Here is a 26,383-nt window from a genome sequence, read left to right as displayed (position 1 = left end):
CAGAACCGGGGAGGCGGGGCCCGGACCCCGGTCCGGGCATCGGTGCTGGCGCATCATCAGGTCATCAGGAGGACAAGTGGGACGACTCTTCGGCACGGACGGCGTGCGCGGTGTCGCCAACGCGGACCTGACCGCGGAAATGGCGCTCGGCCTGTCCGTGGCCGCCGCGCACGTACTGGCGGAGGCCGGCACGTTCGAAGGCCACCGGCCCACCGCCGTGGTCGGGCGCGACCCGCGCGCGTCCGGGGAGTTCCTGGAGGCCGCCGTGGTCGCCGGCCTCGCCAGCGCGGGCGTGGACGTCCTGCGCGTCGGCGTGCTGCCGACGCCGGCCGTGGCACACCTCACCGGCGCCCTCGGCGCCGATCTCGGCGTCATGCTCTCCGCGAGCCACAACGCCATGCCGGACAACGGCATCAAGTTCTTCGCCCGCGGCGGCCACAAGCTCGCCGACGAGCTGGAGGACCGCATCGAGTCCGTGTACGAGGAGCACCGCACCGGCGCGCCCTGGGACCGGCCGACCGGTGCCGGAGTCGGCCGCGTGCGGGACTACGAGGAGGGGCTGGAGAAGTACGTCGCCCACCTCGTCGGCGTCCTCCCCAACCGGCTGGACGGCCTGCGGATCGTCCTCGACGAGGCGCACGGCGCGGCCGCGGCGGTCTCGCCGGAGGCGTTCACGCGGGCCGGGGCCCAGGTCGTCACCATCGGTGCGGAGCCGGACGGGCTCAACATCAACGACGGCTGCGGCTCGACGCACCTCGACAAGCTGAAGGCCGCGGTCGTCGAGCACGGGGCCGCGCTGGGCATCGCGCACGACGGTGACGCCGACCGGTGCCTGGCCGTCGACCACACCGGTGAGGAGGTCGACGGCGACCAGATCCTCGCGGTGCTGGCGCTGGCGATGCGGGAACGCTCCGCGCTGCGGTCCGACACCGTCGTCGCGACGGTGATGTCGAACCTCGGGTTCAAGCTGGCGATGGAGCGGGAGGGCATCCGGCTGGTGCAGACCGCCGTCGGCGACCGGTACGTGCTGGAGGAGATGAAGAGCCAGGGCTACGCCCTCGGGGGCGAGCAGTCCGGGCACGTCATCATCCTCGACCACGCGACGACCGGCGACGGCACGCTGACCGGGCTGCTGCTCGCGGCGCGGGTCGCGGAGAGCGGGCGGCCGCTGCGGGAGCTGGCGTCGGTGATGGAGCGGCTGCCGCAGGTGCTCGTCAACGTTCCGGACGTGGACAAGTCCCGGGTGAAGACCTCCGCGGAGCTCGCGGCCGCGGTGGGTGAGGCGGAGCGGGAGCTCGGTGAGACGGGGCGCGTGCTGCTGCGGCCCTCGGGGACGGAGCCGCTGGTGCGGGTCATGGTCGAGGCGGCGGACATCGACCAGGCGCGGTCGGTGGCCGGGCGTCTGGCCGACGTGGTGAAGTCGGCGCTGGGGTAGCCGACGGGGTGCCTGCGGCGCGGTGGGCGGGATGTCTGCGGCGCCGCTGTTCCTTCGGTGGGGGTGCGCGTGGCGCCTGTGGTGGGTGGATGCCTGCGGGGTGCCTGCGGCGTGGTGGGTGGGGTGCCTGCGGCGCCGCTTCGCCTTCGGTGGGGGTGCGCGTGGCGCCTGTGGTGGGTTGGTGCGGGGCCGGGTCGGGGGTGTCCGTCCTCGGACCGGCGCGGGAGTGTCGCCCGGTGGTGGTGAGGGTGTGGACGCGCCGGCCACTGCGGGCGGCCACCCCCGCCCCGTCCCCTCCCCGCCGCGGGCGGCCGCATACGCCCACCGCGGTCCGCAGAGCGCGCCGTGGGCGGCCGCTCCGCCCACTGCGGTGCGCACAGCGCGCCGTGGGCGGCCATATTCGCCGCCGCTCTCCGCGGGCAGTCGTGCCGCTGGGGCGGCACGGGTGGGCGCGGCGGCACCCGTCGTTGCCGGGCTGCGCAACGAGGCACCGGCCCACCCCGGGTGGTGCGGGGCCCCCGGTCAGGCGGAGGCGCGTTTGCGCAGGCGGGCGTGCTGGCGGGACCAGAGGGCCTTCTGGGTCAGCAGGGTCAGCGTCCCCGCGAGGGTGATGCCCAGCAGGTTGAGCAGCAACTGCTCGGAGGAACCCCACGTCTGCACCGTGTCCCCGTAGCTCAGCGCCACGGCGGCGTTCGCGGCGGCCGGCACCGTCGTCACCGAGATCGCGACCCCCACCAGCGCACCCGACTTCGCGGACGTCAGCGACAGCGTGCCGGCCGCTCCGGCCAGTACCGCCACGACGAAGGAGAACCAGTCGGGCGCGTACACGAAGCCGGTCTGCGGCCGTTCGCCCTCGAGCTTCTCCTCGGTGAACAGTCCCACCGCGTCCATGAAGAGGCTGAAGCCCACCGTCAGGGCCATCGCCACCGCGAACCCCACCAGCAGCGCCAGCAGCGAACGGGCCGCGAGGCGCGGCCGCCGCTGCACCACCGCCGTGGAGATGCCGGCCAGCGGGCCGAACTCCGGACCCACCGCCATCGCGCCCACGATCAGGACCGCGTTGTCCAGGACGACACCGCACGCCGCGATCATGGTCGCCAGCGTGAGGAACGCGAGGTAGGTGACCGAGAGGGTCGACTCCTCGTGGGTGGCGTCGCTCAGGTGCTCCCACAGCACCGCGTCCGCGCTCTCGCCCGGCGCCTCCTTCTCCGCCTCGGCGGCGCGCCGTGACAGCGAGAGGTCGACGTTCTCCACGGCGATGGAACCGGTCGTGTCCAGTCCGAGCCGCCGCAACCCGTTGAGCAGGTCGTCGCCGGCCTCCCGGGCCACGTCGCACAGCACGACGTCCCCGGCGGGGTCGCGGGCGGCGCCCGGCAGGACACAGAGGTGCGTCGTCCCGACCGTCCCCTCGATCAGCCGGACCACCTCGTCGGTCTGTTCGGCCGGTGTGATCAGACGCAGGTGCAGCATGGCGGCAGCGTAGCGGCCGGCGTCCGGTTCACAGCTTGCGCAGGCTGAGGCGCTGGACCTTGTGGTCCGGGCCTTTGCGCAGGATCAGGGTGGCCCGGCCCCGGGTGGGGGCGATGTTCTCGACCAGGTTCGGCTTGTTGATGGTGCGCCACATCGTGCGGGCGTAGTCGAGGGACTCCTCCTCGGAGACCTGGGTGTACTTGCGGAAGTACGACGACGGGTCCTGGAACGCCGTCTCCCGCAGCCGCTTGAAGCGGTTCAGGTACCAGCGTTCGATGTCCTCCGTGCGGGCGTCCACGTACACGCTGAAGTCGAAGTAGTCGGCCAGTCCGACGCGCGTGCGGCCGTCCTGGCCGGGCAGCGCCGGCTGGAGGACGTTGAGCCCCTCGACGATCAGGATGTCCGGCCGGCGCACCGTGAGCTTCTCGCCGGGGACGATGTCGTAGATGAGGTGGGAGTAGACGGGGGCGGTGACCTCGCTCTTGCCCGCCTTGATGTCGGCGACGAAACGGGTCAGCGCGCGGCGGTCGTAGGACTCGGGGAATCCTTTCCGCGACATCAGCCCCCGCTCCTGGAGCTCCCTGGTCGGCAGCAGGAAACCGTCCGTCGTGACCAGCTCCACGCGCGGGTGCTCCGGCCAGCGGGACAGCAGCGCGCGGAGCAGCCGGGCCACCGTGGACTTGCCGACCGCGACGGAACCGGCGACCCCTATGACGAAGGGCGTGCCCGACTGGGAGCCCTGTTCGCCGAGGAAGGTGTTGAGCGCGCCCCGCAGCCCGTCGGTGGCGCCGACGTAGAGATTGAGCAGCCGGGACAGCGGGAGGTAGATGTCCCGCACCTCGTCGAGGTCGATGACGTCACCGAGCCCGCGCAGCCGTTCGACCTCCGCGGCGGACAGCGGCAGCGGCGTCTTGTCGCGCAGCGCGCTCCACTCGGCGCGGGTGAGGTCGACGTAGGGAGTCGCCTCCGGCCGCTGCCGGTGGGCGCTCCGGGGCATCGAGGGGACCGGAGAGATCACAGTCCATTGTTAACGGAGTTCGAACGGGGCGACAGGTGGGCTGTGTCACGCTCGGCGCGGGCCGATCACGTGGTGATCACGGTCGGGACGCGACTGGGTCATCGGTGATCATCTGTGTGCCCGCTGTGCCTAGGGTGCGGCCAGCGTGTTGTGGATCTTCTCCACACCTTCGAGAAAGAGTTCCGTCGTGAGAACCAGCCCCGTCCGCCGTACCGTGCTCGCCGCCTCCGCCGCCGCGTTCGCCCTGCTCGTCACCGCCTGCGGTGGCTCCGGCGACGAGGACAAGGCCGGCGACGGCAAGGGCAAGGCCGACTCCTCCGCCTCCGCCGCCCCGGCGGCCAAGGCGCTCACCGCCGCCGAGCTGGAGGAGGCCGTGCTGGCGCAGGCGGACGTCAAGGACGGCAAGGTGACGGCGGTGCCCGCCGAGGACGACGCCACCGCCGACAAGGTGAAGTCGAAGGACGCCGCCTGCCAGCCGCTCGCCCAGCTCCAGATGGGCGTGCCCGCGGGCTCGCCGGCGGCCACGGTGAAGCGGTCCTGGGCGAGCCAGCCGGAGAAGCCGGCCGCGGACGCGGCCCCCGAGGAGGCCCTGCTCGCCGGTCTCGACGTGGAGCAGATGGTCGTCACGCTCGCCTCCTACGAGGACGGCGGTGCCGAGCAGGTCATCAAGGACGTCGAAGCCGCGGCCGGCGCGTGCGCCGGCGGCTTCGCCTACGACGCCATGGGCGAGGCGCTCACCATCGAGTCGGTCGAGAAGACCGAGGCGCCCGGCGGCGGCGACGAGGCGGTCGCGATCACGGCGATGCTGGCCGCCGAGGAGGACGTGAAGGCCCCGATGAAGCTGGTCGTCGCCCGCAAGGGAGCCACCGTCGCCTCCTTCACCGTCACCAACTTCGCCTCCGCCGCGACCGGCGAGGACTTCGCGTTCCCGACGGCGGTCTCCGACGCGCAGCTCGGCAAGCTCGCCTGACGCGACCCGCGTGCCGTTCCCACCGGTGCTTCGTGCACCGGTGGGAATTTCCGATTTCGGGCACGGAGCGGCCGTTTCCGGTGGCTGACGGATCGTAGGCTGCCGGTCATGTGCGGAATCGTGGGTTACGTGGGGCCGCAGTCGGCGCTGGACGTCGTGACGGCCGGACTGAAGCGACTGGAGTACCGGGGCTACGACTCGGCGGGTGTCGCCGTGCAGGCCGACGGCCAACTGGCCACGGCCAAGAAGGCCGGGAAGCTGGTCAACCTGGAGAAGGAACTGGCCGACCGGCCGCTGCCCGCCGGGACGACCGGGATCGGCCACACCCGCTGGGCCACGCACGGCGGCCCGACCGACGCCAACGCCCACCCGCACATCGACAACGCGGGCCGCGTCGCCGTCGTCCACAACGGCATCATCGAGAACTTCGCCGCCCTGCGCGAGGAGTTGACCGAGCGCGGCCACGAACTCGGCTCCGAGACGGACACCGAGGTCGTCGCCCACCTGCTCGCCGAGGAGTTCTCCGGCTGCGCGGACCTCGCCGAGGCGATGCGGCTGGTGTGCCGGCGCCTGGAGGGCGCCTTCACCCTGGTGGCCGTGCACGCGGACGAGCCGGACGTGGTGGTGGGCGCGCGGCGGAACTCCCCGCTGGTGGTGGGTGTGGGGGAGGGGGAGGCCTTCCTCGCCTCCGACGTGGCCGCCTTCATCGCGCACACGCGGGAGGCCGTCGAGCTCGGGCAGGACCAGGTGGTGGAGCTGCGCCGGGACCGGGTGACGGTCACCGACTTCGACGGCGGCACGGCCGACGTCCGCGCCTACCACGTCGACTGGGACGCCTCCGCCGCCGAGAAGGGCGGCTACGACTACTTCATGCTCAAGGAGATCGCCGAGCAGCCGAAGGCCGTCGCCGACACCCTGCTGGGCCGCATCGACGCCGCGGGCTCGCTCACCCTGGACGAGGTCCGCATCCCGGCGAACGTGCTGCGCGAGGTCGACAAGATCGTCATCGTCGCCTGCGGCACGGCCTTCCACGCGGGGCTCATCGCCAAGTACGCCATCGAGCACTGGACGCGCGTCCCGTGCGAGGTGGAGCTGGCGAGCGAGTTCCGCTACCGGGACCCCATCCTCGACCAGCAGACGCTGGTCGTCGCGATCTCGCAGTCCGGCGAGACCATGGACACGCTGATGGCGCTGCGGCACGCCCGCGAGCAGGGCGCCAAGGTGCTCGCGATCTGCAACACGAACGGCTCGACGATCCCGCGCGAGTCGGACGCGGTGCTGTACACGCACGCCGGGCCGGAGGTCGCCGTCGCCTCCACGAAGGCGTTCCTGACGCAGCTGGTCGCCTGCTACCTGGTCGCCCTGTACCTGGGACAGGTGCGGGGCACCAAGTGGGCCGACGAGATCCGCGCGGTGGTGCGGGACCTGTCGTCGGTCTCCGGTGCGGTGGAACGGGTCCTGGAGACCATGGAGCCGGTGCGGGAGCTGGCCCGGTCGCTGGCGGAGAAGAACACGGTGCTGTTCCTCGGACGGCACGTGGGCTACCCGGTGGCGCTGGAGGGGGCCCTGAAGCTGAAGGAGCTCGCCTACATGCACGCGGAGGGCTTCGCGGCGGGAGAGTTGAAGCACGGGCCGATCGCGCTCGTCGAGGACGACATGCCGGTAGTGGTGGTCGTCCCGTCGCCGCGGGGCCGGTCGGTCCTCCACGACAAGATCGTCTCCAACATCCAGGAGATCCGGGCGCGGGGCGCGCGCACGATCGTCATCGCGGAGGAGGGCGACGAGGCGGTGGTGCCGTACGCCGACCATCTGATCCGGATCCCGGCCACTCCCACGCTCCTCCAGCCGCTGGTGGCGACCGTCCCGCTCCAGGTGTTCGCGTGCGAGCTGGCGACGGCCCGGGGCAACGAGGTGGACCAGCCGCGCAACCTCGCCAAGTCGGTGACGGTGGAGTAGGCGGCCGTGCCGCGGGGCCGGCTCCGGTCCGCCGTAGGGTGCCGGTATGAGCATCATCGGAGTCGGGATCGACGTGGCCGAGATCGACCGGTTCGCGGCCTCGCTGGAGCGGACACCCGCGCTGGCCCGGCGGCTCTTCCGGGAGAGCGAACTGCTGCTGCCCAGTGGGGAGCGGCGGGGTGTCGCCTCCCTCGCGGCGCGGTTCGCCGCGAAGGAGGCGCTGGCCAAGGCGCTCGGGGCGCCCGCCGGGTTGTACTGGACCGACGCCGAGGTGTGGTGCGAGGACAGCGGGCAGCCGCGGCTGCGGGTGACGGGGACCGTGGCGGCGCGGGCCGCGGAACTGGGCGTACGGGCCTGGCACGTGTCCCTCAGTCATGACGCCGGGGTCGCCTCGGCGGTCGTCGTCGCCGAGGGGTGAGGGCGAGCCGGGGGGTGAGGGCGACGCCCGCGTTCCCCGGGGCCGGGGCCGGGGAGGACCTGCGGTGCGGGGCGAGGTCCTCCTCGTCCCCGCCGCCGGGCCCACCGTCGTACCGGCCCTCGTGGGACTGCTCCGGGACACCGCCGGCGAATCCCGTACGGTTGTTCCGGAGAAGCGATGCGTGCATCGCGAGAACGGGGGTAAACGGCAGGAGCCGGTGCCCGGGACCGGGACCGATCGATATGGGAGGGCAACTGTGACGTCGACGATGGCGCGGACGGACCGAGCTCAGAGCGTGACCGAGCTGCCGGAGGTCGTCGATCCCGGCCAGGTCGCGCCCCAGGACGCACGCGAACTGTCCAAGCAGTTCTTCCGCCGGCTCACCGAGCTGGAGGAAGGCACGCACGAGTACCAGTACGCGCGCAACACGCTGATCGAGATGAACATGTCCCTCGTCCGCTACGCGGCCGGCCGGTTCCGCAGCCGCGGCCCGGAGGAGATGGAGGACATCGTCCAGGTCGGCATGATCGGTCTGATCAAGGCGATCGACCGGTTCGAGCTGTCCCGCGAGGTGGAGTTCACCTCCTTCGCGATCCCCTACATCGTCGGTGAGATCAAGCGGTTCTTCCGCGACACCTCCTGGTCCGTGCACGTCCCGCGGCGTCTCCAGGAGGCCCGGGTGCAGCTCGCCCGCGCCACCGAGGAACTGCGCAGCCGCCTGGGCCGTACTCCCACGACCGCCGAGCTCGCCCAGCTGATGAGCCTGACCGAGGCCGAGGTCAACGAGGCCCGGATCGCCTCCAACGGCTACAACTCCTCCTCGCTGGACGCCACCATCGGCAGCGAGCCGGACGGCGAGAGCGTGCTCGCCGACTTCATCGGGGCCGAGGACGCCGCCCTGGAACTGGTCGAGGACTTCCACGCGCTCGCCCCGATGATCGCCGAGCTCGACGAGCGCGAGCGGAAGATCGTGCACTGGCGGTTCGTGGAGGAGCTGACGCAGGCGGAGATCGGTGAGCGGCTCGGCTGCTCCCAGATGCACGTGTCGCGGCTGCTGTCCCGGACGCTGAAGAAGCTGCGGGCCGGCATGCTCAGCACCGACTGAGGCGATCGCGGCGGAGTGTCGTGATGCGGGGTGCGGCTCGGTGAGCCGCACCCCGCGGTCGTCTGTCAGCAGATCGACTGACTGCTGTTCACCAGGCGGTTGTTGCGGAACGTGGTGTTCTCCCCGCAGGGGCTCTCACGGATCGAGGAGTTCGTCACCGTCAGGTTCTGCACCGTGATGTCCCGGTTGTTGGCGAACTCCGCACGGGCGGCCAGGCGGATCTCGCCCCCGCCGGTGACCGTGCCGCTCTGGGCGGCGAGGTGCACGTTGTAGCAGTTCTCGATCAGGATGGCGTTGTTGCCGGTGTTCGAGAGCGTGATCCGGTCGATCGTCGCGCCGCCGCTCTCCGAGACGCAGAACACGCCGCGTCCGCCGCCGCGCGCGACCACCTCGCCCACGCGGATGTTGGTGGCGTACGAACTGCCGACGCGGCCGTTGCGGTTGGCCATGCGGAAGGCCGCGTAGCCGGTGCCGGTGCCCGCGTTCTCCGCGTCGACCCTGGTGATCGTGGCATTGACGGTCTGGTTCAGCAGCAGGCCGGACTCGCCGACGTTGCGGGCGGTCACCGTGCCGATGGTCAGGCCGTCGACGCCGTAGGTCTCCACGGCGTGGCTGGACGCGCCGGAGACGTGGACGTCGTCGATGCGCACGTTGCGCGTCCACTGGCTGGTGTCGCCGCGGTTGTCGATGCGGACGCCCAGGCCGCGCGTCAGGCGCATGTCGATCTGCCCCAGGACCACGTTCTGCACGTTGCGCAGGAAGACGCCGTACAGCGGCGCGCCGGTGACGTCGAGGTGCTGCACCTCGATGTCGCGGGTGCCGCGGGAGTAGACCGGGGCCTGGTCGCCGGAGCCGCTGCCGGTGACGTGGATGGTGCCGCAGACGTCGAGGACCGTGTAGCTCGGCAGGGAGATCCGGGATCCCGCGGAGATCGACCCCGAGCCGCGGACGACGACCCGTTCCTTGCTGGTGCGGCCCGGGGACAGGCTGCCGATCGCCGCCTGGACCGCGGCGCGCATGTCGGTGCCGGTGTGGACCGTGCTGCCGCCGCGCCGGGCGGTCCAGGTGCCGCCGTTCAGGACGGCTTCGGCCTGGTAGGAACCGTCGCCGCAGGCGGCGGCGCGGGCGGGGGCCGCGCCGGTGGTGGGGGAGGTCGCCGCGGTGGCCGGGGCGGTGAGGGTGCCGACGGTGGTGAGGAGTGCGGTGGCGCCGGCTGCTGCGAGAAGTGCGGCTCTGCGTCGCATGGGTCCTCTGTCTCTGTCGTCAGGTGTCGTCGAAACGATTCGACTGAATCGATTCATACGGTGGGGGCCGGAGAGTTTGGCAAGGGCATGGCAAGGAGTCAAGCGGGGTGCCCGCCCGGTTACGGGAGTCGGACCCGCCCGTGCGGGAAACTCGGACGCATGCGGACTGCGTACGGCGTGGAGACGGTCAGGGCGGCGGAGCGGGAACTGATGGCACGGCTGCCGGAGGGCGCGCTGATGCAGCGCGCCGCCGCCGGGCTCGCCGCGGCCTGCGCGGACGCGCTGGGCCGGGTGTACGGCAGCAGGGTCGTGCTGCTGGTGGGCAGCGGGGACAACGGCGGCGACGCCCTGTACGCCGGTGCCCGCCTGGCCCGGCGCGGCGCGGGCGTGAGCGCGGTGCTCCTCGCGCCGCGGCGTGCCCACGCCGGGGGACTCGCGGCCCTGCGCCGGGCCGGGGGCCGGGTGGCCGGGACGGCCGGTGCGCGGGAGCTGATCGAGGGGGCGGACCTCGTCCTCGACGGCATCGTCGGGATCGGCGGCACGGGCGGACTGCGCCCGGACGCCGTACCCCTCGCCGAGGCCGCGGAGCGGTCCCGGGCGGTGGTCGTCGCGGTCGACCTGCCCAGCGGCGTCGACGCCGGGACCGGGGAGGTGCGGGGCCGGGCGCTGCGGGCCGACCTCACGGTGACGTTCGGGACGCACAAGCCGGGACTGCTGATCGATCCGGCGCGGGAGTACGCGGGGGCGGTGCGGCTGGTCGACATCGGCCTCTCGCTTCCGCCCCGGCCGGAACTGGAGGCGTTGCAGCACGCCGACGTGGCACGGCTGCTGCCGGTGCCGGCCGCCGAGAGCGACAAGTACCGCAGGGGCGTCGTCGGTGTCGCGGCCGGGTCGGGCCGCTACCCGGGGGCCGCGGTGCTCGCGGTGGCGGGCGCCCTGCGGGGCGGGGCGGGGGCGGTGCGGTACGTCGGTCCCGCCGGGCAGGCCGTCATCGCCCGCTTCCCCGAGACACTGGTGTCGGACCGGGGGCCGAAGCACGCGGGGCGGGTGCAGGCGTGGGTGGTCGGACCCGGGGCCGGGGACGACGCGGCGACGGTCGCCGAGGTGCTGGCGGCGGACGTCCCGGTGCTGATCGACGCGGACGGGCTGCGGCTTGCGGAGGCGCCGGCGGTACGGGCCCGGCGGGCGCCGACGCTGCTCACCCCGCACGCGGGGGAGGCGGCGGCACTGCTCGGCGTCGAACGGCACGAGATCGAGGGGGCCCGGCTGGGCGCGGTCCGCGAGCTGGCGGGGAGGTACGGGGCGGCGGTGCTGCTGAAGGGGTCGACGACGCTCGTCGCGGACGCGGGGGGCGAGGGGCCGGTGCGGGTGAATCCGACGGGGACGCCGTGGCTGGCCACGGCGGGCAGCGGGGACGTGCTGTCGGGGCTGGCGGGATCGCTGCTGGCGGCGGGGCTGGCGGCGGTGGACGCGGGCAGCGCGGCGGCGTACCTGCACGGGCTGGCGGGGCGGTTCGCGGCGGACGGGGCGCCGGTGGGGGCGCAGGACGTGGCGGAGGGGATCGCGGGGGCGTGGCGGAGTGTGGTGCGGGGGTGAGCGGGTCGTGCGCGGGGCGCGGGCGGCGCGGGTAAGGGGCGGGTAAGGGGCGGAGAACCTTCACGCGCGCCGCACCCCGGCCGCGGGCGTGCCTCGCCCCCGGCGCCCGGCGGGCCGGCCGCGGTGCTCTGAGAGACTGTGCGGGATGAAAGAGACAGTCGCCCCGTCCGGCGCGGAGCTGCGGGCCCGCGCCGAGATCGACCTCGCCGCCCTGCGGGCCAACGTGCGGACCCTGCGCGAGCGCGCGCCCGGCGCCGCCCTCATGGCCGTTGTCAAGGCGGACGCCTACGGGCACGGCGCGGCCGCCTGCGCCCGGGCCGCCGTCGGGGCCGGCGCGACCTGGCTGGGCACCGCCACCCCGCAGGAGGCGCTCGCGCTGCGCGCGCCCGGTGCCGGGGTGCCGGACCACGTACGGGTCATGTGCTGGCTGTGGACGCCCGGCGGGCCCTGGCGGGAGGCGATCGAGGCCGACGTCGATGTCTCCCTGAGCGGGACGTGGGCGCTGGAGGAGGTCACCCGGGCCGCCCGTCTCGCCGGACGGCCCGCGCGGGTGCAGCTCAAGGCCGACACCGGTCTCGGACGCGGCGGCTGCCAGCCCGAGGACTGGGCCGGACTGGTCGCGGGCGCGCTGCGCGCCGAGGCCGAGGGGCTGCTGCGGATCACCGGCCTGTGGTCCCACTTCGCCTGTGCCGACGAGCCCGGGCACCCCTCCATCGCCGCCCAGCTCTCCCGCTTCCGGGAGATGGTGGCGTACGCGGAGGGGCAGGGCGCCGACCCCGAGGTGCGGCACATCGCCAACTCGCCGGCCACGCTCACCCTCCCCGAGAGCCACTTCGACCTCGTCCGCCCCGGCATCGCGATGTACGGCGTCTCGCCCAGCCCCGAGATCGGCACCCCCGCCGACTTCGGCCTGCGCCCGGTGATGACCCTGTCCGCCTCGCTGGCCCTGGTGAAGCACGTCCCCGGCGGTCACGGCGTCAGCTACGGCCACCACTACGTCACCCCCGGCGCGACCACCCTCGGCCTGGTGCCGCTGGGCTACGCGGACGGCATCCCGCGGCACGCCTCCTCCGCCGGGCCGGTGCTGGTCGAGGGCAAGTGGCGCACGGTCGCGGGGCGGGTGGCGATGGACCAGTTCGTCCTCGACCTGGGCGGGGACGACCCGGGGCCGGGCGCCGAGGCCGTCCTCTTCGGCCCGGGCGACCGCGGTGAGCCCACCGCCGAGGACTGGGCACAGGCGGCCGGGACCATCGCGTACGAGATCGTCACCCGGATCGGACACCGCGTCCCGCGCGTCCATGTGAACGAGGGGAACGACCCGGAGGAGGGGAGCGGCAGGTGAGCGAGGGCATCGCGGAGGCGGCGGCCGCCGCGGCCGAGGTCTCCCGCGGGGGCTGGCGCCGGGCCACCGGTGTCGCGGGCGTCGCGCTGGGCGTGCTCGCCACCGGGGCCGCCGCGGGCGTCGCCATAGAACGGATGACGGTCGGCCGGGGCATGCGGAAGAAGGCCAGGCTCGCCCTCGACTCCGCCGGACCGTACGGCGCGCTGCGCGGCACCCCGGGCAGGGCGTACGCCGACGACGGCACCGAGCTGTACTACGAGGTGGACGACGTCGACCCCGACCCGGACGTCACGCCCGCCCGGCGGCGCCGGCTGTTCGGGCGCCGGCCCCCGGCCCCCGTCACGGTCGTGTTCAGCCACGGCTACTGCCTCAACCAGGACTCCTGGCACTTCCAGCGGGCCGCGCTCAGGGGCGTCGTGCGGACCGTCTACTGGGACCAGCGCAGCCACGGCCGCTCGGCGCGGGGCGCGGCGCAGGCCGAGCGGGGCGAGCCGGTCACCATCGAGCAGCTGGGGCGCGACCTGAAGGCCGTCATCGACGCGGCGGCGCCCGAGGGACCCGTGGTGCTCGCCGGTCACTCCATGGGCGGGATGACGGTGATGGCCCTCGCCGACCAGTACCCGGAGCTGATCCGGGAGCGCTGCGCGGGGGTCGTCCTGGTCGGCACGTCGTCGGGGCGGCTCGGCGAGGTCAACTTCGGGCTGCCGGTGGCCGGTGTCAACGCGGTGCGGCGGGTGCTGCCGGGCGTGCTGAACGCGCTGGGGCAGCGGGCCGAGCTGGTGGAGAGGGGGCGCCGGGCCACCGCGGACCTGTTCGCGGGCATCATCAAGCGCTACTCGTTCGCCTCACGGGACGTGGACCCGGCCGTCGCCCGGTTCGCCGAGCGGATGATCGAGGGCACGCCCATCGACGTGGTCGCCGAGTACTACCCGGCGTTCCACGACCACGACAAGACCGAGGCCCTCGCCCACTTCGCCGGGCTCCCGGTGCTCGTCCTGGCCGGGATCCACGACCTGGTCACGCCCAGCGAGCACAGCGAGGCCATCGCCGGCCTGCTGCCCGACGCGGAACTGGTGCTGGTCCCGGACGCCGGGCACCTGGTGCTCCTCGAACACCCGGAGGTGGTCACCGACCGCCTCGCCGACCTGCTGGTCCGTGCGGGCGCGGTGCCCGCGGGGACTACGGTGGACGGTTATGGAAGCAGCAGCACCGCACACCCCCGCTGAACCGGGAACGCCCGAGCACTCCGTCGAGCTGACCGTCACCTCCCCCGAGCAAATGCGCGAACTGGGCCGCAGGCTCGCCGGCCTGGTGCGCGCCGGCGACCTCGTCCTGCTCTCGGGCGAGCTCGGCGCGGGCAAGACGACCCTCACCCGCGGGCTCGGCGAGGGACTCGGCGTCCGGGGCGCGGTCACCTCCCCGACGTTCGTGATCGCCCGGGTGCACCCGTCGCTGGGGGACGGGCCGCCGCTGGTGCACGTCGACGCGTACCGGCTGGCCGGCGGGCTGGACGAGATGGAGGACCTGGACCTCGACGTCTCGCTGCCCGAGTCGGTGATCGTCGTGGAGTGGGGCGAGGGCAAGGTCGAGGAACTGGCCGACGACCGGCTGCGCGTCGTCATCCACCGGGCGGTCGGGGACACCACGGACGAGGTGCGGCACGTGACCGTGTCGGGTCTGGGCGAACGGTGGGCGGGGGCCGGGCTGGGCGTGCTGGCCGCCTGAGCGCTCGCGCTCCCGTGCGTGCCGGGGAGGCGCGCTCCGGTGCGCTCCGGCGGCGTTCCGACATGGTGTCGGCAAAGTGTTGCGTTCGGAGTCTCCGGCGTGGTCACATGGTATCCAGTGCGTGGTTAGGTGTGCCTAACTACGTCCGGCCCCCGGCCCTCAGGAGGCGTCCATGCCGGCCACCCAGAGCTCTCGTGAGTCCACGGCCCAGCCGCAGTCGCTTCCCGGGGTGTCCATGCGTGACCTGCTCGCCGCCTGTGCCGCGGCGGCGGCGGTCTCCACCCCGCCCCGTGCTCCCGAGCCCCGGCACTCCGAGCCGGTCCGGGAGCACCGCGACGCCGCCTAGCGCCTGGCCGCGGCGCCGCGTAGCCCCGGGCCCGCGGCGCGCCGGCGGTCCGTCGGCATTCCCTGCGGCGCGCTGCCGGTCCGTCTGCATTCCCCGCGTCGCGCCGGCGGTCCGCTGTCATCCCTCACGCTGCCGACGCGCAACCGAACCGCGGTTCCACCTGCGCGGACGCCGCATGATGGGGTCCGTGTCCTCGCCGGCGCCGCGCGGCCGGGCGGGCTCACCGGACGACGACGACCGTCTGTCCGATCGTCGCGAACTCCCACATGGCCGCGCCGTCCGCGCGCGTCTCGCGGATGCCGCCCGTCCGCTCCCGCGGGTCGAGCACCGGAGCCGAACCGTCCTTCGCCGCGCTGAACCCGATCGCCGTGCCGTCGACGCCGGTGAAGCGCACGACGTGCTCGATCGGCACCCCGTCCGACCCGGTGACCTCCTTGGACCGGGACGTGACCCGGTAGGAGCCCGGCGCCGGGTCCACCGTGCCGGGGCTGACCCCGAAGGTGCGCCGCACCTTGCCGCTCTCCTCCACCAGCCACACCCGGTCGGCCCTCAGCGCGTACACGACCCGCTCGCCGACCCCGGACCTGGCGGGCAGCGCCGCGGGATGGCCCCGGTCCGGCAGCGCCTCGCGCACGCCCCCCGCGGCCCCGGCGGCCGGGTGGCGCAGCTCGGGCGGCACGTTCGCCGCGGCCTGGTGGCCGAGGAAGCCGACCGTCGCGAGGGCCGCCGCGGTCAGCCCCGTCACGAACATCGAGCTGCTGCCTGACACCGCCGCCACCTCTGTCCCGTTCCGCTCCGTTATGTACGCATGACGTCGCGACCGTAGCAGTACGTGACCGTCCGGCCGGTGCGGCCGTGGCGGGGGCGCGGGAGCCGTAGGCTGTTTGCGTGCTCTTGCTCGCTCTGGATACCGCAACCCCCGCCGTCACGGTCGCGCTGCACGACGGCGACGACGTCATCGCCTCGTCCAGCCAGGTGGACGCCCGCCGCCACGGCGAGCTGCTGCTCCCGGCGATCGACCGGGTCCTCGCCGAGGCCGGCCTGCGGCTGGACGCCGTCACCGGCGTCGTCGTCGGCATCGGACCGGGCCCCTACACCGGGCTCCGGGTCGGCCTGATGACCGCGGACACCTTCGGACTCGCGCTGGGCGTCCCCGTGCACGGTGTGTGCACGCTGGACGGCCTCGCCTACGCGGCCGACCTGGAGAGCCCCTTCGTCGTGGCGACCGACGCCCGCCGCAAGGAGGTCTACTGGGCCCGGTACGCCGACTCCCGCACCCGCCTCACCGAGCCCGCCGTGGACCGTCCCGCCGACATCGCCGGAGAGGTCGCGGGCCTGCCCGCGGTCGGCGCGGGCGCGCTGCTGTACCCCGACACCTTCCCCCGGGCGCACGAACCCGAGCACGTGTCCGCCGCCGCCCTGGCCCGGCTGGCCGCCGAGCGGCTCGCGGCGGGGGAGGAACTGCCCGCGCCCCGGCCGCTGTACCTGCGCCGGCCCGATGCCCAGGTCCCCAAGAACTACAAGGTGGTCACCCCCAAGTGACGGGATGCGAGACGGCCGTGCTGCGCGAGATGCGCTGGTGGCACATCGACTCCGTACTGGAGCTGGAACGGGACCTGTTCCCCGAGGACGCCTGGTCGCGCGGAATGTTCTGGTCCGAACTGGCCCATGCGCGCGGCCCCGGGGCGACCCGGCGTTACTTCGTCGCCGAGGAGGACGGCCGGATCGTCGGCTACGCGGGTCTGACCACCTCCGGCGCCGAGTCGGACGAGGGCGGCCCCGCCTCCTGCGCCGACGTCCAGACCATCGCCGTCACCCGGGACCACTGGGGCACCGGCCTCGGCTCCCGGCTGCTGACCGAGCTGCTGCACGCGGCGACCGCCTTCGAGTGCACCGAAGTGATGCTGGAGTGCCGGGTGGACAACGTCCGCGCCCAGAAGCTCTACGAGCGCTTCGGCTTCGAGATCATCGGCGTCCGGCCCGGCTACTACCAGCCGGGCAACGTGGACGCCCTGGTGATGCGGCTGACCGACCCGTCCACCTCCGTGAACCCGGACGACACCGGGAACGGCGTACAAGGAACCGAGACCCATGGCTGACGAACCCCTGGTGCTGGGGATCGAGACCTCCTGCGACGAGACCGGCGTCGGCATCGTGCGCGGCACCACCCTGCTGGCGGACGCCGTCGCCTCCAGCGTCGACGAGCACGCCCGCTTCGGCGGTGTCGTCCCGGAGGTCGCCTCCCGCGCCCACCTGGAGGCGATGGTCCCCACCATCGAGCGCGCGCTGAAGGAGGCGGGCGTCAGCGCCCGCGACCTCGACGGCATCGCCGTCACCGCCGGACCCGGACTCGCCGGCGCGCTCCTGGTCGGCGTCTCGGCGGCCAAGGCGTACGCCTACGCCCTCGGCAAGCCCCTGTACGGGGTCAACCACCTCGCCTCGCACATCTGCGTCGACCAGCTGGAGCACGGGGCGCTGCCCGAGCCGACGATGGCCCTGCTGGTCTCCGGCGGCCACTCCTCGCTGCTGCTGTCCACCGACATCACCTCCGACGTCCGGCCCCTCGGCGCGACCATCGACGACGCGGCCGGCGAGGCCTTCGACAAGATCGCCCGGGTACTGAACCTCGGCTTCCCGGGCGGTCCCGTCATCGACCGGTACGCCCGCGAGGGCGACCCGGCCGCGATCGCGTTCCCGCGCGGACTGACCGGCCCCCGCGACCCGGCCTACGACTTCTCGTTCTCCGGCCTGAAGACGGCCGTGGCCCGCTGGATCGAGGCCAAGCGGGCGGCGGGCGAGGAGGTGCCGGTGCGTGACGTGTCGGCGTCCTTCCAGGAGGCGGTCGTGGACGTCCTCACCCGCAAGGCCGTACGGGCCTGCAAGGACGAGGGCGTCGACCACCTGATGATCGGCGGCGGCGTGGCCGCCAACTCCCGCCTGCGCGCCCTCGCCGAGGAACGCTGCGAGGCGGCCGGCATCCGGCTGCGGGTGCCCCGCCCCAAGCTGTGCACCGACAACGGCGCGATGGTGGCCGCGCTGGGCGCGGAAATGGTCGCCCGCGACCGTCCGGCCTCCGGCTGGGACCTGTCGGCCGACTCCTCCCTCCCCGTCACCGAGCCCCACGTGCCGGGCCTCACGCACACCCACGACCACGTGCACGAGACCGCCAGGGAGAACCTGTACTCATGACGGTCGCGCTGATGTGGGAGGCCCGCGCGGTCCCCGGCCGGGGACCCGACCTGGTGGCCTGGACCGAGGAGCGGGTCAGGGAGCTCACCCGGAGCCCCCTGCGCCACGAGTCCTTCCGCGCCCCCCAGGACCGCGTCCTGGTCATCACCTGGTGGGACGCCCCCTACGACGCCGATCTCCCCGAGCTCCCCGACCCGGACGGCGATCTGGTCACCCGTCCGGTGCACCGGTGGCGGTTCGAGTCGCTGGGGACCGGCTGAGCGCCGTCCCGGACCTCCGGCTCCTGCCGGCGCGCGGGCGCCGGCAGGAGTGAGGCGCAGGGTGGCTACGGGGTGTGCGGAAAAGGCTCCTCCGTGGCGCCCTGGCCGAATGATGCGACGGATGGAGCGAACATTTCGACGGGGCATGGTGGAGCGAGGTCTTCGTCAGACGGGTTCGCGGCGTTACGATCGCGCGCATGACTTCCCCGCAGCCCGCAGAAACCCGGACGCAAGGGCGTAGCGCCCAGACCGCGACGCTCGCCGAGATCGCGCGTGAGGCCGGCGTCTCCGCGCCGACTGTTTCGAAGGTCCTCAACGGGCGGGCGGACGTCGCTCCCGGTACCCGGAGCCGGGTCGAGGGGCTGCTGCGCGCCCACGGTTACCGGCGACGGCGGGCCGAGGCGACCCGCTCGCCGCTGATCGACCTGGTCTTCCACGAACTGGAGAGCGCCTGGGCGATGGAGGTCATCCGGGGCGTGGAGAACGTGGCCAGGGACGCGGGGCTGAGCGTGGTGCTCTCCGAGAGCGCGGGACGGCTCACGCCCGGCCGGTCCTGGGCCGACCAGGTGGCCGCCCGCCGCCCGCACGGCGTGATCCTGGTGCTGTCCGGCCTCGACGAGTCGGGGCGGGCCCTGTTGACCAGCCGTTCCATTCCGTTCGTGGTGATGGACCCGGCCGGCGACCCCGGCACCGACGTGCCCTCCATCGGCGCCACCAACTGGCAGGGCGGGCTCGCGGCGACCCGGCACCTCGTCGAGCTGGGGCACACCAGGATCGGTGCGATCAGCGGCCCCTCGCGGATGATGTGCAGCCGCGCCCGCGTGGACGGTTACCGGGCCGCGCTGGAGACGGCGGGGCTCCCGGTCGACCCGGGGCTGATCGTCGCGGGGGACTTCCACCACGACGCCGGTTACCGGCAGGGCCTCGCCCTGCTGCGCCGCGAGGACCGGCCCACCGCGATCTTCACCGGCAACGACCTCCAGGCGCTGGGTCTGTACGAGGCCGCGCGCGAGCTGGGGCTGCGGATTCCGGAGGATCTCAGCGTGGTCGGGTTCGACGACCTGCCGGTGGCCCGCTGGGTGGGGCCGCCGCTGACGACCGTGCGGCAGCCGCTGACGGAGATGGCGGAGGCGGCGGCCAAGCTGGTCCTCGACCTCGGCAAGGGGGAGGACTCCGCGACGGCGACCCGGGTGGAGCTGGCGACCAGCCTGGTGGTGCGGAGCAGCACGGCGGCGCCGGGCGGAGCGTGAGCGGGGGCGGTGGCACCGCGTCGGGCGGGGACCGCTTCGAAAGTTTCGAGTAGTTGGAAATCTGAGAATTTCCCAAGAAAAATGTCCGGGAGTCGTCGCTCGTCATAATTCGGACTTATGTTCCTGCTCGTGACGGGACATCAGGGGAGCGACGGCGCCGGAGACACCGAGGACGCCGGTGACGCCAAGGGCGCGGGCGGCGACGGGGACGCCGGGAGCGACGGGGACGAGGCCGGCGGCGCGGGCATATGGTCCGGCCGGCGGGCGCGGGTACTGAGGATCACGGGACTCTCGCTGGCGGGCCTGCTGCTGCTCGGTGCCGGAGCAGCCGGCTGGGTGTACTGGCAGCTCGACGACAACATCAGCAGCGTCGACATCAACGGCGCCCTGGGGGACGACCGCCCCGCCAGGCCGCTGAGCACCCCGTCCGCCGGCGAGCCGCTGCCGACCGGGTCGCTGAACGTCCTGGTGCTCGGCTCGGACTCGCGCAGCGGCGAGGAGAACCGGGAACTCGGCGGCGGCGAGGACGGCGGAGCCCGCTCCGACACCGCCATGGTCGTCCACCTCGACGCCGGACGGACCGCCGCGACGGTGGTCAGCATCCCCCGCGACACCCTCGTCGACCGGCCGTCCTGCCCGCTGCCCGACGGGGAGTCGACGCGGCCGGCGTCCGGCGCGATGTTCAACACGGCGTACGAGGTGGGCGGGCCGGTGTGCGCGGTGAAGACCGTCGAGGCGCTCACGGACGTGCGGATGGATCACTACGTCGAGATCGACTTCGCCGGGTTCGCCCGCCTGGTCGACGCGCTCGGCGGGGTCACCGTGACCACGGAGGAGGACATCGACGACGATCGCAGCCGCCTCACCCTGGAGGCCGGCACCCACCATCTCGGCGGCACCGACGCCCTCGCCCTGGCCCGGACCCGCTATGACGTCGGCGACGGCAGCGACCTCGGCCGGATCGAGCTCCAGCAGCTGCTGGTCAAGGCCCTGCTGGAGCAGGTGGCGCGGCAGAACCTGCTGACCAGCCCCGCCAGGCTGTACGAGGTCGCCGACGCCGCCACCGGCAGCCTCACCACCGACACCGGGCTCGACTCGCTCGGCGAACTGACCCGCTTCGGACGGAGCCTGCAGGGGCTGACCTCCGGCGGCGTCACCACCGTGACCATGCCGGTGGTGCCCGCGCCCTGGGACCGCAACCGCGTGGTGGCGGACGAGCCGGAGGCGGGGGAGCTGTGGGCCTCGCTGAGGTGAGTGCGCGGCCGCCCGGGCGCTCCCGGCGGACGCCGCGAAAAAACTTCGGCGCGGGTGTCGATTCCCGCCGTTCCCGTTCGACGCAGGGGTGAGAGGCCGGGAAGGACCCGGCCCGCACGAGGCGAGGAGCACCACCATGCCGCGCTATCTCTCCATGATCCGGATCGACGAGAACAACTCTCCCGAGGGCGGCCCCAGCCCCGAGCTGATGCAGCGGATGGGCGAACTGATCGAGGAGATGACCAAGGCCGGCGTCCTGCTGGACACCGGCGGGCTGACCCCGACCGCCCAGGGCACGCGGGTGCACTACGAGGGCGGCCGGCTGTCGGTGACCGACGGGCCGTTCACCGAGTCCAAGGAGGTCATCGGCGGTTACGCGATGCTGCAGGCCAAGGACAAGGCCGAGGCGGTCGAGTGGACCAAGCGGTTCCTGAAGGTGCACGAGCCGCACTGGACGGTGACCTGCGAGGTGCGGGAGGTCGTGGAGGGCTGACCCCTCCGGACTCCCCTCCCGGGTCTGCGTGGGGCTTCCTTGGCTCCGCCGCCGTACGGGTGTCTGATGGTGGGCTGTGACACCACAGCCCACCTCGGACCCCCGCGACGCGGAGACGGCCGCACGGACCGTCGAGACCGTCGAGACCGTGTTCCGCATGGAGTCCCCCCGGGTGATCGCCGGTGTGACCCGTGTCGTCCGGGACGTCGGCATCGCCGAGGAGCTCGCGCAGGACGCCCTGGTCGCGGCCCTGGAGCAGTGGCCGCGGGACGGGGTGCCCGACAACCCGGGCGCCTGGCTCATGGCCACCGCCCGCAACCGCGCCGTCGACCTGGTCCGCCGCCGTGAGACCTACGCCCGCAAGCTGGCCGAGATCGGCCGCGACCCGTCGGCCGGGATCACCCCGCCACCGGAGCCCGCCGACCCGGACGCGATCGACGACGACCTGCTCCGCCTGGTCTTCACCGCCTGCCACCCCGTGCTGTCCGCAGAGGCCCGCACCGCCCTCACCCTGCGGCTGCTCGGCGGCCTCACCACGACCGAGATCGCCCGCGCCTTCCTCGTACCGGAGGCGACGGTCGCGCAGCGCATCGTGCGTGCCAAACGCACCCTGGCGACGCGGAACGTCGCCTTCGAGGTGCCCCACGGGCCCGACCGCGAGGCCCGCCTCGGCTCGGTCCTCGACGTCATCTACCTGATCTTCAACGAGGGGTACGCCGCCACGTCCGGCGACGACTGGCTGCGTCCCGGGCTGTGCGAGGACGCGCTGCGGCTGGCCCGCCTGCTGTCCGCGCTGATGCCGAAGGAGTCCGAGGTGCACGGGCTGACCGCGCTGCTGGAGTTCCAGGCCTCCCGCGCCGCCGCCCGCACCGGCCCGGACGGCGAACCCGTCCTCCTGGAACACCAGAACCGCGCCCGCTGGAACCGCATGCTCCTCGCCCGCGGTGTCACCGCCCTCGCCCGCGCCGACGCCACCGCCGCCGGCGCCCCGGGCCCGTACGCGCTCCAGGCGGCCATCGCCGCCTGTCACGCCCACGCGTACCGCTACCAGGAGACCGACTGGCACCGCATCGCCGTCCTCTATGCCCTGCTCGCCGCCCGGGCGCCCTCCCCGGTCGTCGAACTCAACCGCGCGGTCGCCGTCTCCATGGCCGAGGGCCCGGCCGCCGCACTGCCCCTGGTCGACGCCCTCACCGGCGAACCGGCGCTGCGGGACTACCACCTGCTGCCCAGTGTCCGGGGCGACCTGCTGGCCCGCCTCGGCCGTACGGCGGAGGCCCGGGCGGAGTTCGAGCGGGCGGCGTCGCTGACCCGCAACGCGCGCGAACGGGACCTGCTGCTGCGCCGCGCGGCGCGGACCGGCGCCTGACCACCGCGCCTGACCACCGCGCCGGGCGTCCGGCGGCGTGGCCGGCGGCGGCACGAAGGCCGCCGGCCCCGGCCGTCGCGCCGGACGCCCCGGCGGTGGCCGGCGGGGCGGGGGCCGGCCGTCGCTACCGCGCCGGGTGCCCGAGCAGCATGGTCGGGGCGCCGTCCACGCGGGTCAGGAAGACCGTGACCGACGCGCGGCCGTGCGGCTTGGGCAGGACCTTGCGGCGCAGTTCCTCGGGCTCCACGGCCGAACCGCGCTTCTTGACCGTCAGGACGCCGACCTGACGCTCCCGCAGCAGCGCCTTCAGCTTCTTGACGTTGAACGGGAGCCGGTCGGTGATCTCGTAGGCGGTGGCGTACGGGGTCGGACGGTGCTCGTCGGCGGTGATGTAGGCGATGGTCGCGTCGAGGAGCCCGCCGTCGAGCTCCTCGGCGACCTCGGCGACGAGATGCGCCCGGACGACGGCGCCGTCCGGCTCGTACAGGTACCGGCCGGGCGGGCGCACCGCCGGGTCGGGCAGACCCCGGGAGGGGAGGGTGCGCGGTCCGGGGAGCAGGGTGGCGCGGACCGGTGCCGCCTGCCCGGCGCCGAACCACAGCACCGCCTCCTTCACCTCCCCGCCGTCCGAGATCCACTCGGCCTCCGCGCCGGCGGGCACGGCCTCGTGCGGAATGCCCGGGGCGACCTTCAGCGCGGCGGCGCGGGAAGCCGTACGGGCCGCCCCGACCGCCCACGACAACGGGGGCGAGTACGCCTCGGGGTCGAAGATGCGGCCGCGGCCGCCGCGCCGCGCCGGGTCGACGAACACGGCGTCGTACCCGGCCGTGTCCACCTCCGTCACGTCCGCCTCGCGCACCTCGATCAGCCCGGCCAGCCCCAGCGCGTCGGCGTTGGCCCGGGCGGCCGCCGCGGTGAGCGGGTCCCGGTCCACCGCCAGCACCCGGATCCCGGCGCGGGCCAGCGCGATCGCGTCCCCGCCGATCCCGCAGCACAGGTCGGCCACGGAGGTCACGCCGAGTTCCTTGAACCGCTCCGCCCGGTACGCCGCCACACTCGCCCGCGTCGACTGCTCGACCCCGTCGGGCGTGAAGAACATCCGCCCCGCGTCCTGCTCCCCGAACTTCGCCACCGCCCGCTGCCGCAGCCGCGCCTGGCCGAGCGCGGCCGACACCAGGCCGGCGGGGTGCTCCCGGCGCAGCCGGGTGGCGACTGCGAGTTCGTGCGCCGGGTCGGTGTCGCGCACCTCGTCGAGGAGGGCGCGGCCTTCGGGGGTGAGGAGCGGTGCGAGGTCGTTCACCGGGTCATTGTGGGCCAGTCGGTGGACCGTACGCCTCCGGCCGCGGTGTCGGGCCGGGTCCGGACCGAACGGCTGCGAGGATCCGGCCCCATGCGATCAGTAGGACAAAATGACAAATACCGGTCGCGGCGTGGCGTACGGACCGGCCTCGCCGTACTCGCTCTCGCCACCATCGCCTCGGCCTGCGGACAGGGCGGCGGCGACGAGGCCGAGCCCGCGGCCGGCCAGCAGCCCCTCCAGGCGCCCCCGGCCCGCGCGCTCGACTCCTACGCCACCCAACTGCGTGCCGCGCACGCCGCACGGGTCGCCGCCGCGAAACGCTGGGGCCTGAGGAAGGTGCCCCTGACGGCCCCGCCGGCCCCGGTGAAGAAGCCCGGGATCGCCACCAGGGACGGCTTCGAGGTCGACGGCCACCGCCGCCTGGGGCTCCCCCCTGTCTTCACCACCGTCCCCACGAAGGAACGGATCCTCTTCCTCACCATCGACGACGGCGAGGAGAAGGACCCCGCGTTCCTGCGGATGATGAGCGAGCTGAAGATCCCGTACACGGCCTTCCTCAGCGACTACCTCGTCAAGGAGGACTACGGCTACTTCAAGGAGATGCAGGACCGGGGCGTGGGCCTGCACAACCACACGCTCCACCACCCCTACCTGCCGGCCCTGTCGTACGCCCGCCAGAAGCGCGAGATCTGCGGCATGCAGAAGATCATCGAGGAGCGCTACGGCGAGCGCCCCGCCCTCTTCCGCCCGCCCTACGGCAACTACGACAGGAACACCCTGCGTGCCGCGAAGACCTGCGGCATCACCCACGTCCCCCTCTGGAACGAGGAGGTCTTCGTCGACCGCTGGGAGTACCGCGAGTGGGACCGCTCGCTGCACCCCGGCGACATCGTCCTCACCCACTTCCGGGGCCGCGACGACTGGAAGGGCACCATGCCGGACATGGTCCGCCGCTTCCTGGACAAGGTCACGGCGGAGGGGTACGCGGTCGCCCGCCTGGAGGACTACCTGTGAGGGGGCTGAGGGCCCGTCTGCTGGCGGGCGCCGGCGCCCTGCTGGCGGTGATCGCCGGATGCGGTCCGTCGGGCGGGCCGGGGGACGCGGCGGGGGACGGGGCGGGCCGGGCGCCCGGATCCGGTCCGGCGCCGGGGACCGGCCCCCTCCCGCCCGTCCTCGACCACGTGCCCACCCGTGACGGGGTCGTCTTCCTCACCTACGACGACGGCGCCGAACGCGACCCGCGCTTCATCGAGCTGGTCCGCGAGCGCGGGCTCCCCGTTAGTATGTTCCTGACGGACAGCGTGGTGGGACCCGGCTACGCCCACTTCGCCCGCCTGCGCGCGGTCGGCGCGAGCCTGCAGAACCACACCCTCGACCATCCCGCCCTGCGCGGCCTGCCCTACGCCGGCCAGCGCGCCGAGATCTGCGGCCAGCAGCGCAAGCTCGCCTCCCGCTTCGGCGTCCGCCCCCGCCTCTTCCGCCCGCCCTACGGCACCTACGACGCCACCACCCTGCGCGCCGCCGCCGACTGCGGCATCGAGGCGGTGGTCCTGTGGCGGGTCACCCTGGAACCCGACGGCCACCTCACCTACACCCACGGCCCCCACCACCTGAATCCCGGCGACATCGTCTCCGTACCGTCGGGCGAGTCCCCGACCCTGTCCCTGGCGGAACGCACGGAACGACTGCTGGGGGAACTGAGGCAGCGCGGACTGCGAGTCGGCCGACTGGAGGACCACACGGACCGCACCGCCCCACCACCGAGCCCCACCGATCCCCCCGGACCCCCCGACGGCCCCGCCCCGCCCTCCACCCCGTCCCTGGCCACCGTGGAGCCCGCCCCGCCCTCCGCCCCGACTCGGGCCACCGTGAAGCTCGCCCCGCCCTCCACCCCTCCGGCGGCGACCGGCGAACGCCGCTCACCTTCCAGCCCGTCCGGCGTTTGAGGACGAGGCCCGTCCAGGGCCGAAGCGGGGGCCCGGGGGCGGCAGCCCCCGGGGACGGTCACCGCAACGCCGTGAGCCGCACAACCCGGTGCGAACCACACCCCCCACCCCCGACGCGCCGCACGGCAATTGGCACTCCGCTTGACCGAGTGCTAATCCCGGTCATAGTCTCGGGTCTGGCACTCCCCCCTGGAGAGTGCCAAATACGCGACGGGCAGGTCCGGCACCCGCGACGACGGATCCACCTGGTCGCCACCTCAGACAGTTAACCCCGTGAGATCTCCGAAGGGGGAGGTCGGATCGTGACGACCGCCAGCTCCAAGGTTGCCATCAAGCCGCTCGAGGACCGCATCGTGGTCCAGCCGCTCGACGCCGAGCAGACCACGGCTTCGGGCCTGGTCATTCCGGACACCGCCAAGGAGAAGCCCCAGGAGGGCGTCGTCCTGGCCATCGGTCCGGGCCGCATCGAGGACGGCAAGCGCGTCGAGCTCGACGTGAAGGTCGGCGACGTCGTTCTGTACAGCAAGTACGGCGGCACCGAGGTCAAGTACAACGGCGAGGAGTACCTCGTCCTCTCGGCCCGCGACGTCCTCGCGATCATCGAGAAGTAAGGGAGATCCGGGGGTCACCCCGGACCACCCGACCTCGTAGCAAGCACTTTTGCTCGAACCACTGCGCCCCTGGCCCCAGCATCCGA

The 26,383-nt window shown here is 73.7% G+C and carries 25 protein-coding genes and 1 pseudogene; 21 read left to right on the top strand and 5 right to left on the bottom strand.

What is annotated here, in order from left to right; translation table 11 throughout:
• Window positions 1-76: 76 nt before the first annotated feature.
• Complete coding sequence (glmM, locus tag IE118_RS15095) at window positions 77-1,435, top strand: phosphoglucosamine mutase (RefSeq protein WP_189558407.1); 1,359 nt, start codon at window positions 77-79, stop codon at window positions 1,433-1,435.
• 522 nt (window positions 1,436-1,957) lie between these two features.
• Here the strand turns inward: glmM and IE118_RS15090 are convergent.
• Both IE118_RS15090 and coaA read right to left on the bottom strand, forming a co-directional pair.
• Window positions 1,958-2,905: a DUF389 domain-containing protein gene (locus tag IE118_RS15090; protein ID WP_189558406.1), complete on the bottom strand. Its 948-nt coding sequence runs from the start codon at window positions 2,903-2,905 to the stop codon at window positions 1,958-1,960.
• Between the two features lie 28 nt (window positions 2,906-2,933).
• Window positions 2,934-3,902 (bottom strand): type I pantothenate kinase, encoded by a 969-nt coding sequence (coaA, locus tag IE118_RS15085; protein WP_189558405.1) that lies wholly within the window; start codon window positions 3,900-3,902, stop codon window positions 2,934-2,936.
• A 208-nt stretch (window positions 3,903-4,110) separates the two neighbouring features.
• Here coaA and IE118_RS15080 point away from each other — a divergent pair, with 208 nt between their 5' ends.
• The 4 genes from IE118_RS15080 (at window position 4,111) to IE118_RS15065 (ending at window position 8,372) form a co-directional block, all read left to right on the top strand.
• Window positions 4,111-4,893: a hypothetical protein gene (locus IE118_RS15080; RefSeq protein ID WP_189558404.1), complete on the top strand. Its 783-nt coding sequence runs from the start codon at window positions 4,111-4,113 to the stop codon at window positions 4,891-4,893.
• A 108-nt stretch (window positions 4,894-5,001) separates the two neighbouring features.
• On the top strand, window positions 5,002-6,849 hold the full coding sequence (glmS, locus tag IE118_RS15075) for a glutamine--fructose-6-phosphate transaminase (isomerizing) (protein ID WP_189558403.1): 1,848 nt from the start codon (window positions 5,002-5,004) through the stop codon (window positions 6,847-6,849).
• Between the two features lie 46 nt (window positions 6,850-6,895).
• Entirely contained in the window at window positions 6,896-7,267 is a 372-nt protein-coding gene (locus IE118_RS15070) for a holo-ACP synthase (RefSeq protein ID WP_189558402.1), read from the top strand.
• Between the two features lie 268 nt (window positions 7,268-7,535).
• The gene (locus tag IE118_RS15065) at window positions 7,536-8,372 is read left to right on the top strand and encodes an RNA polymerase sigma factor SigF (RefSeq protein WP_189558651.1); all 837 of its coding nucleotides are present in this window, start codon (window positions 7,536-7,538) and stop codon (window positions 8,370-8,372) included.
• Window positions 8,373-8,437: 65 nt separating this feature from the next.
• Here the strand turns inward: IE118_RS15065 and IE118_RS15060 are convergent, their stop codons facing one another.
• Window positions 8,438-9,616 carry a hypothetical protein gene (locus tag IE118_RS15060; protein WP_189558401.1) on the bottom strand — a complete coding sequence of 393 codons (1,179 nt, stop codon included), beginning with the start codon at window positions 9,614-9,616 and terminating at the stop codon, window positions 8,438-8,440.
• A 159-nt stretch (window positions 9,617-9,775) separates the two neighbouring features.
• On the opposite strand from IE118_RS15060, the gene IE118_RS15055 reads away from it, so the two are divergent.
• From IE118_RS15055 to IE118_RS15035, 5 genes are all read left to right on the top strand, one after another.
• Window positions 9,776-11,212 (top strand): NAD(P)H-hydrate dehydratase, encoded by a 1,437-nt coding sequence (locus tag IE118_RS15055; RefSeq protein ID WP_189558400.1) that lies wholly within the window; start codon window positions 9,776-9,778, stop codon window positions 11,210-11,212.
• A gap of 145 nt (window positions 11,213-11,357) precedes the next feature.
• Complete coding sequence (alr, locus tag IE118_RS15050; RefSeq protein ID WP_189558399.1) at window positions 11,358-12,554, top strand: alanine racemase; 1,197 nt, start codon at window positions 11,358-11,360, stop codon at window positions 12,552-12,554.
• Window positions 12,551-13,780, top strand: coding sequence for an alpha/beta fold hydrolase (locus IE118_RS15045; protein ID WP_189558398.1), 1,230 nt, complete (start codon window positions 12,551-12,553; stop codon window positions 13,778-13,780). Before alr ends, IE118_RS15045 begins: the two co-directional genes overlap by 4 nt.
• Window positions 13,749-14,279: a tRNA (adenosine(37)-N6)-threonylcarbamoyltransferase complex ATPase subunit type 1 TsaE gene (gene tsaE / locus IE118_RS15040; protein WP_189558397.1), complete on the top strand. Its 531-nt coding sequence runs from the start codon at window positions 13,749-13,751 to the stop codon at window positions 14,277-14,279. The genes IE118_RS15045 and tsaE overlap by 32 nt, the downstream gene beginning before the upstream one ends.
• A gap of 172 nt (window positions 14,280-14,451) precedes the next feature.
• Window positions 14,452-14,625, top strand: a complete 174-nt coding sequence (locus IE118_RS15035) for a hypothetical protein (RefSeq protein ID WP_189558396.1) — start codon at window positions 14,452-14,454, stop codon at window positions 14,623-14,625.
• Between the two features lie 220 nt (window positions 14,626-14,845).
• Here the strand turns inward: IE118_RS15035 and IE118_RS15030 are convergent, their stop codons facing one another.
• Window positions 14,846-15,394, bottom strand: coding sequence for a hypothetical protein (locus tag IE118_RS15030; protein WP_189558395.1), 549 nt, complete (start codon window positions 15,392-15,394; stop codon window positions 14,846-14,848).
• Between the two features lie 119 nt (window positions 15,395-15,513).
• Between IE118_RS15030 and tsaB the strand changes: the two genes are divergently transcribed.
• The 8 genes from tsaB (at window position 15,514) to IE118_RS14990 (ending at window position 22,440) form a co-directional block, all read left to right on the top strand.
• On the top strand, window positions 15,514-16,167 hold the full coding sequence (gene tsaB, locus IE118_RS15025; protein WP_189558394.1) for a tRNA (adenosine(37)-N6)-threonylcarbamoyltransferase complex dimerization subunit type 1 TsaB: 654 nt from the start codon (window positions 15,514-15,516) through the stop codon (window positions 16,165-16,167).
• Complete coding sequence (gene rimI, locus IE118_RS15020) at window positions 16,164-16,724, top strand: ribosomal protein S18-alanine N-acetyltransferase (protein ID WP_229846818.1); 561 nt, start codon at window positions 16,164-16,166, stop codon at window positions 16,722-16,724. Before tsaB ends, rimI begins: the two co-directional genes overlap by 4 nt.
• The gene (gene tsaD / locus IE118_RS15015) at window positions 16,717-17,814 is read left to right on the top strand and encodes a tRNA (adenosine(37)-N6)-threonylcarbamoyltransferase complex transferase subunit TsaD (RefSeq protein WP_189558393.1); all 1,098 of its coding nucleotides are present in this window, start codon (window positions 16,717-16,719) and stop codon (window positions 17,812-17,814) included. The genes rimI and tsaD overlap by 8 nt, the downstream gene beginning before the upstream one ends.
• Window positions 17,811-18,074, top strand: coding sequence for a hypothetical protein (locus tag IE118_RS15010; protein ID WP_189558392.1), 264 nt, complete (start codon window positions 17,811-17,813; stop codon window positions 18,072-18,074). The genes tsaD and IE118_RS15010 overlap by 4 nt, the downstream gene beginning before the upstream one ends.
• 197 nt (window positions 18,075-18,271) lie before the next feature.
• The gene (locus IE118_RS15005; protein WP_189558391.1) at window positions 18,272-19,324 is read left to right on the top strand and encodes a LacI family DNA-binding transcriptional regulator; all 1,053 of its coding nucleotides are present in this window, start codon (window positions 18,272-18,274) and stop codon (window positions 19,322-19,324) included.
• Between the two features lie 117 nt (window positions 19,325-19,441).
• Window positions 19,442-20,578: an LCP family protein gene (locus IE118_RS15000; protein WP_189558390.1), complete on the top strand. Its 1,137-nt coding sequence runs from the start codon at window positions 19,442-19,444 to the stop codon at window positions 20,576-20,578.
• 136 nt (window positions 20,579-20,714) lie between these two features.
• Window positions 20,715-21,071 (top strand): YciI family protein, encoded by a 357-nt coding sequence (locus IE118_RS14995; protein ID WP_189558389.1) that lies wholly within the window; start codon window positions 20,715-20,717, stop codon window positions 21,069-21,071.
• A gap of 76 nt (window positions 21,072-21,147) precedes the next feature.
• Entirely contained in the window at window positions 21,148-22,440 is a 1,293-nt protein-coding gene (locus IE118_RS14990) for an RNA polymerase sigma factor (protein ID WP_373303188.1), read from the top strand.
• A 124-nt stretch (window positions 22,441-22,564) separates the two neighbouring features.
• On the opposite strand, the gene IE118_RS14985 is transcribed toward IE118_RS14990, so the two are convergent.
• Window positions 22,565-23,740 (bottom strand): class I SAM-dependent methyltransferase, encoded by a 1,176-nt coding sequence (locus IE118_RS14985; protein ID WP_189558388.1) that lies wholly within the window; start codon window positions 23,738-23,740, stop codon window positions 22,565-22,567.
• 90 nt (window positions 23,741-23,830) lie between these two features.
• Between IE118_RS14985 and IE118_RS14980 the strand changes: the two genes are divergently transcribed.
• The 3 genes and pseudogenes from IE118_RS14980 to groES all read left to right on the top strand — a co-directional run bounded on the left by IE118_RS14980 (window position 23,831) and on the right by groES (window position 26,297).
• Window positions 23,831-24,754, top strand: a complete 924-nt coding sequence (locus IE118_RS14980) for a polysaccharide deacetylase family protein (protein ID WP_189558387.1) — start codon at window positions 23,831-23,833, stop codon at window positions 24,752-24,754.
• Window positions 24,755-24,759: 5 nt separating this feature from the next.
• Window positions 24,760-25,482, top strand: a pseudogene (locus IE118_RS14975) (polysaccharide deacetylase family protein); the annotation flags it as partial.
• Between the two features lie 506 nt (window positions 25,483-25,988).
• Window positions 25,989-26,297: a co-chaperone GroES gene (groES, locus tag IE118_RS14970; protein WP_037939482.1), complete on the top strand. Its 309-nt coding sequence runs from the start codon at window positions 25,989-25,991 to the stop codon at window positions 26,295-26,297.
• Window positions 26,298-26,383: the final 86 nt, after the last annotated feature.

Source organism: Streptomyces pilosus (genome assembly GCF_014649835.1).
Lineage (GTDB): Bacteria > Actinomycetota > Actinomycetes > Streptomycetales > Streptomycetaceae > Streptomyces > Streptomyces pilosus.
Note: the sequence above shows the minus strand (reverse complement) of the source record. Positions and strands in the feature narration are given on the sequence as shown.

Bases quoted from the DNA above. Each gene is read 5' to 3' on its own strand.
- IE118_RS15070 (WP_189558402.1), top strand. From the start codon at position 6,896: ATGAGCATCATCGGAGTCGGGATCGACGTGGCCGAGATCGACCGGTTC.
- IE118_RS15035 (WP_189558396.1), top strand. From the start codon at position 14,452: ATGCCGGCCACCCAGAGCTCTCGTGAGTCCACGGCCCAGCCGCAGTCG.
- IE118_RS15055 (WP_189558400.1), top strand. From the start codon at position 9,776: ATGCGGACTGCGTACGGCGTGGAGACGGTCAGGGCGGCGGAGCGGGAA.
- tsaD (WP_189558393.1), top strand. From the start codon at position 16,717: ATGGCTGACGAACCCCTGGTGCTGGGGATCGAGACCTCCTGCGACGAG.
- alr (WP_189558399.1), top strand. From the start codon at position 11,358: ATGAAAGAGACAGTCGCCCCGTCCGGCGCGGAGCTGCGGGCCCGCGCC.
- coaA (WP_189558405.1), bottom strand. From the start codon at position 3,902: ATGCCCCGGAGCGCCCACCGGCAGCGGCCGGAGGCGACTCCCTACGTC.
- IE118_RS14980 (WP_189558387.1), top strand. From the start codon at position 23,831: ATGCGATCAGTAGGACAAAATGACAAATACCGGTCGCGGCGTGGCGTA.
- IE118_RS15065 (WP_189558651.1), top strand. From the start codon at position 7,536: ATGGCGCGGACGGACCGAGCTCAGAGCGTGACCGAGCTGCCGGAGGTC.
- IE118_RS15000 (WP_189558390.1), top strand. From the start codon at position 19,442: ATGTTCCTGCTCGTGACGGGACATCAGGGGAGCGACGGCGCCGGAGAC.
- IE118_RS15005 (WP_189558391.1), top strand. From the start codon at position 18,272: ATGACTTCCCCGCAGCCCGCAGAAACCCGGACGCAAGGGCGTAGCGCC.
- IE118_RS15090 (WP_189558406.1), bottom strand. From the start codon at position 2,905: ATGCTGCACCTGCGTCTGATCACACCGGCCGAACAGACCGACGAGGTG.
- IE118_RS14995 (WP_189558389.1), top strand. From the start codon at position 20,715: ATGCCGCGCTATCTCTCCATGATCCGGATCGACGAGAACAACTCTCCC.
- tsaE (WP_189558397.1), top strand. From the start codon at position 13,749: ATGGAAGCAGCAGCACCGCACACCCCCGCTGAACCGGGAACGCCCGAG.
- IE118_RS15010 (WP_189558392.1), top strand. From the start codon at position 17,811: ATGACGGTCGCGCTGATGTGGGAGGCCCGCGCGGTCCCCGGCCGGGGA.
- IE118_RS15060 (WP_189558401.1), bottom strand. From the start codon at position 9,616: ATGCGACGCAGAGCCGCACTTCTCGCAGCAGCCGGCGCCACCGCACTC.
- glmS (WP_189558403.1), top strand. From the start codon at position 5,002: ATGTGCGGAATCGTGGGTTACGTGGGGCCGCAGTCGGCGCTGGACGTC.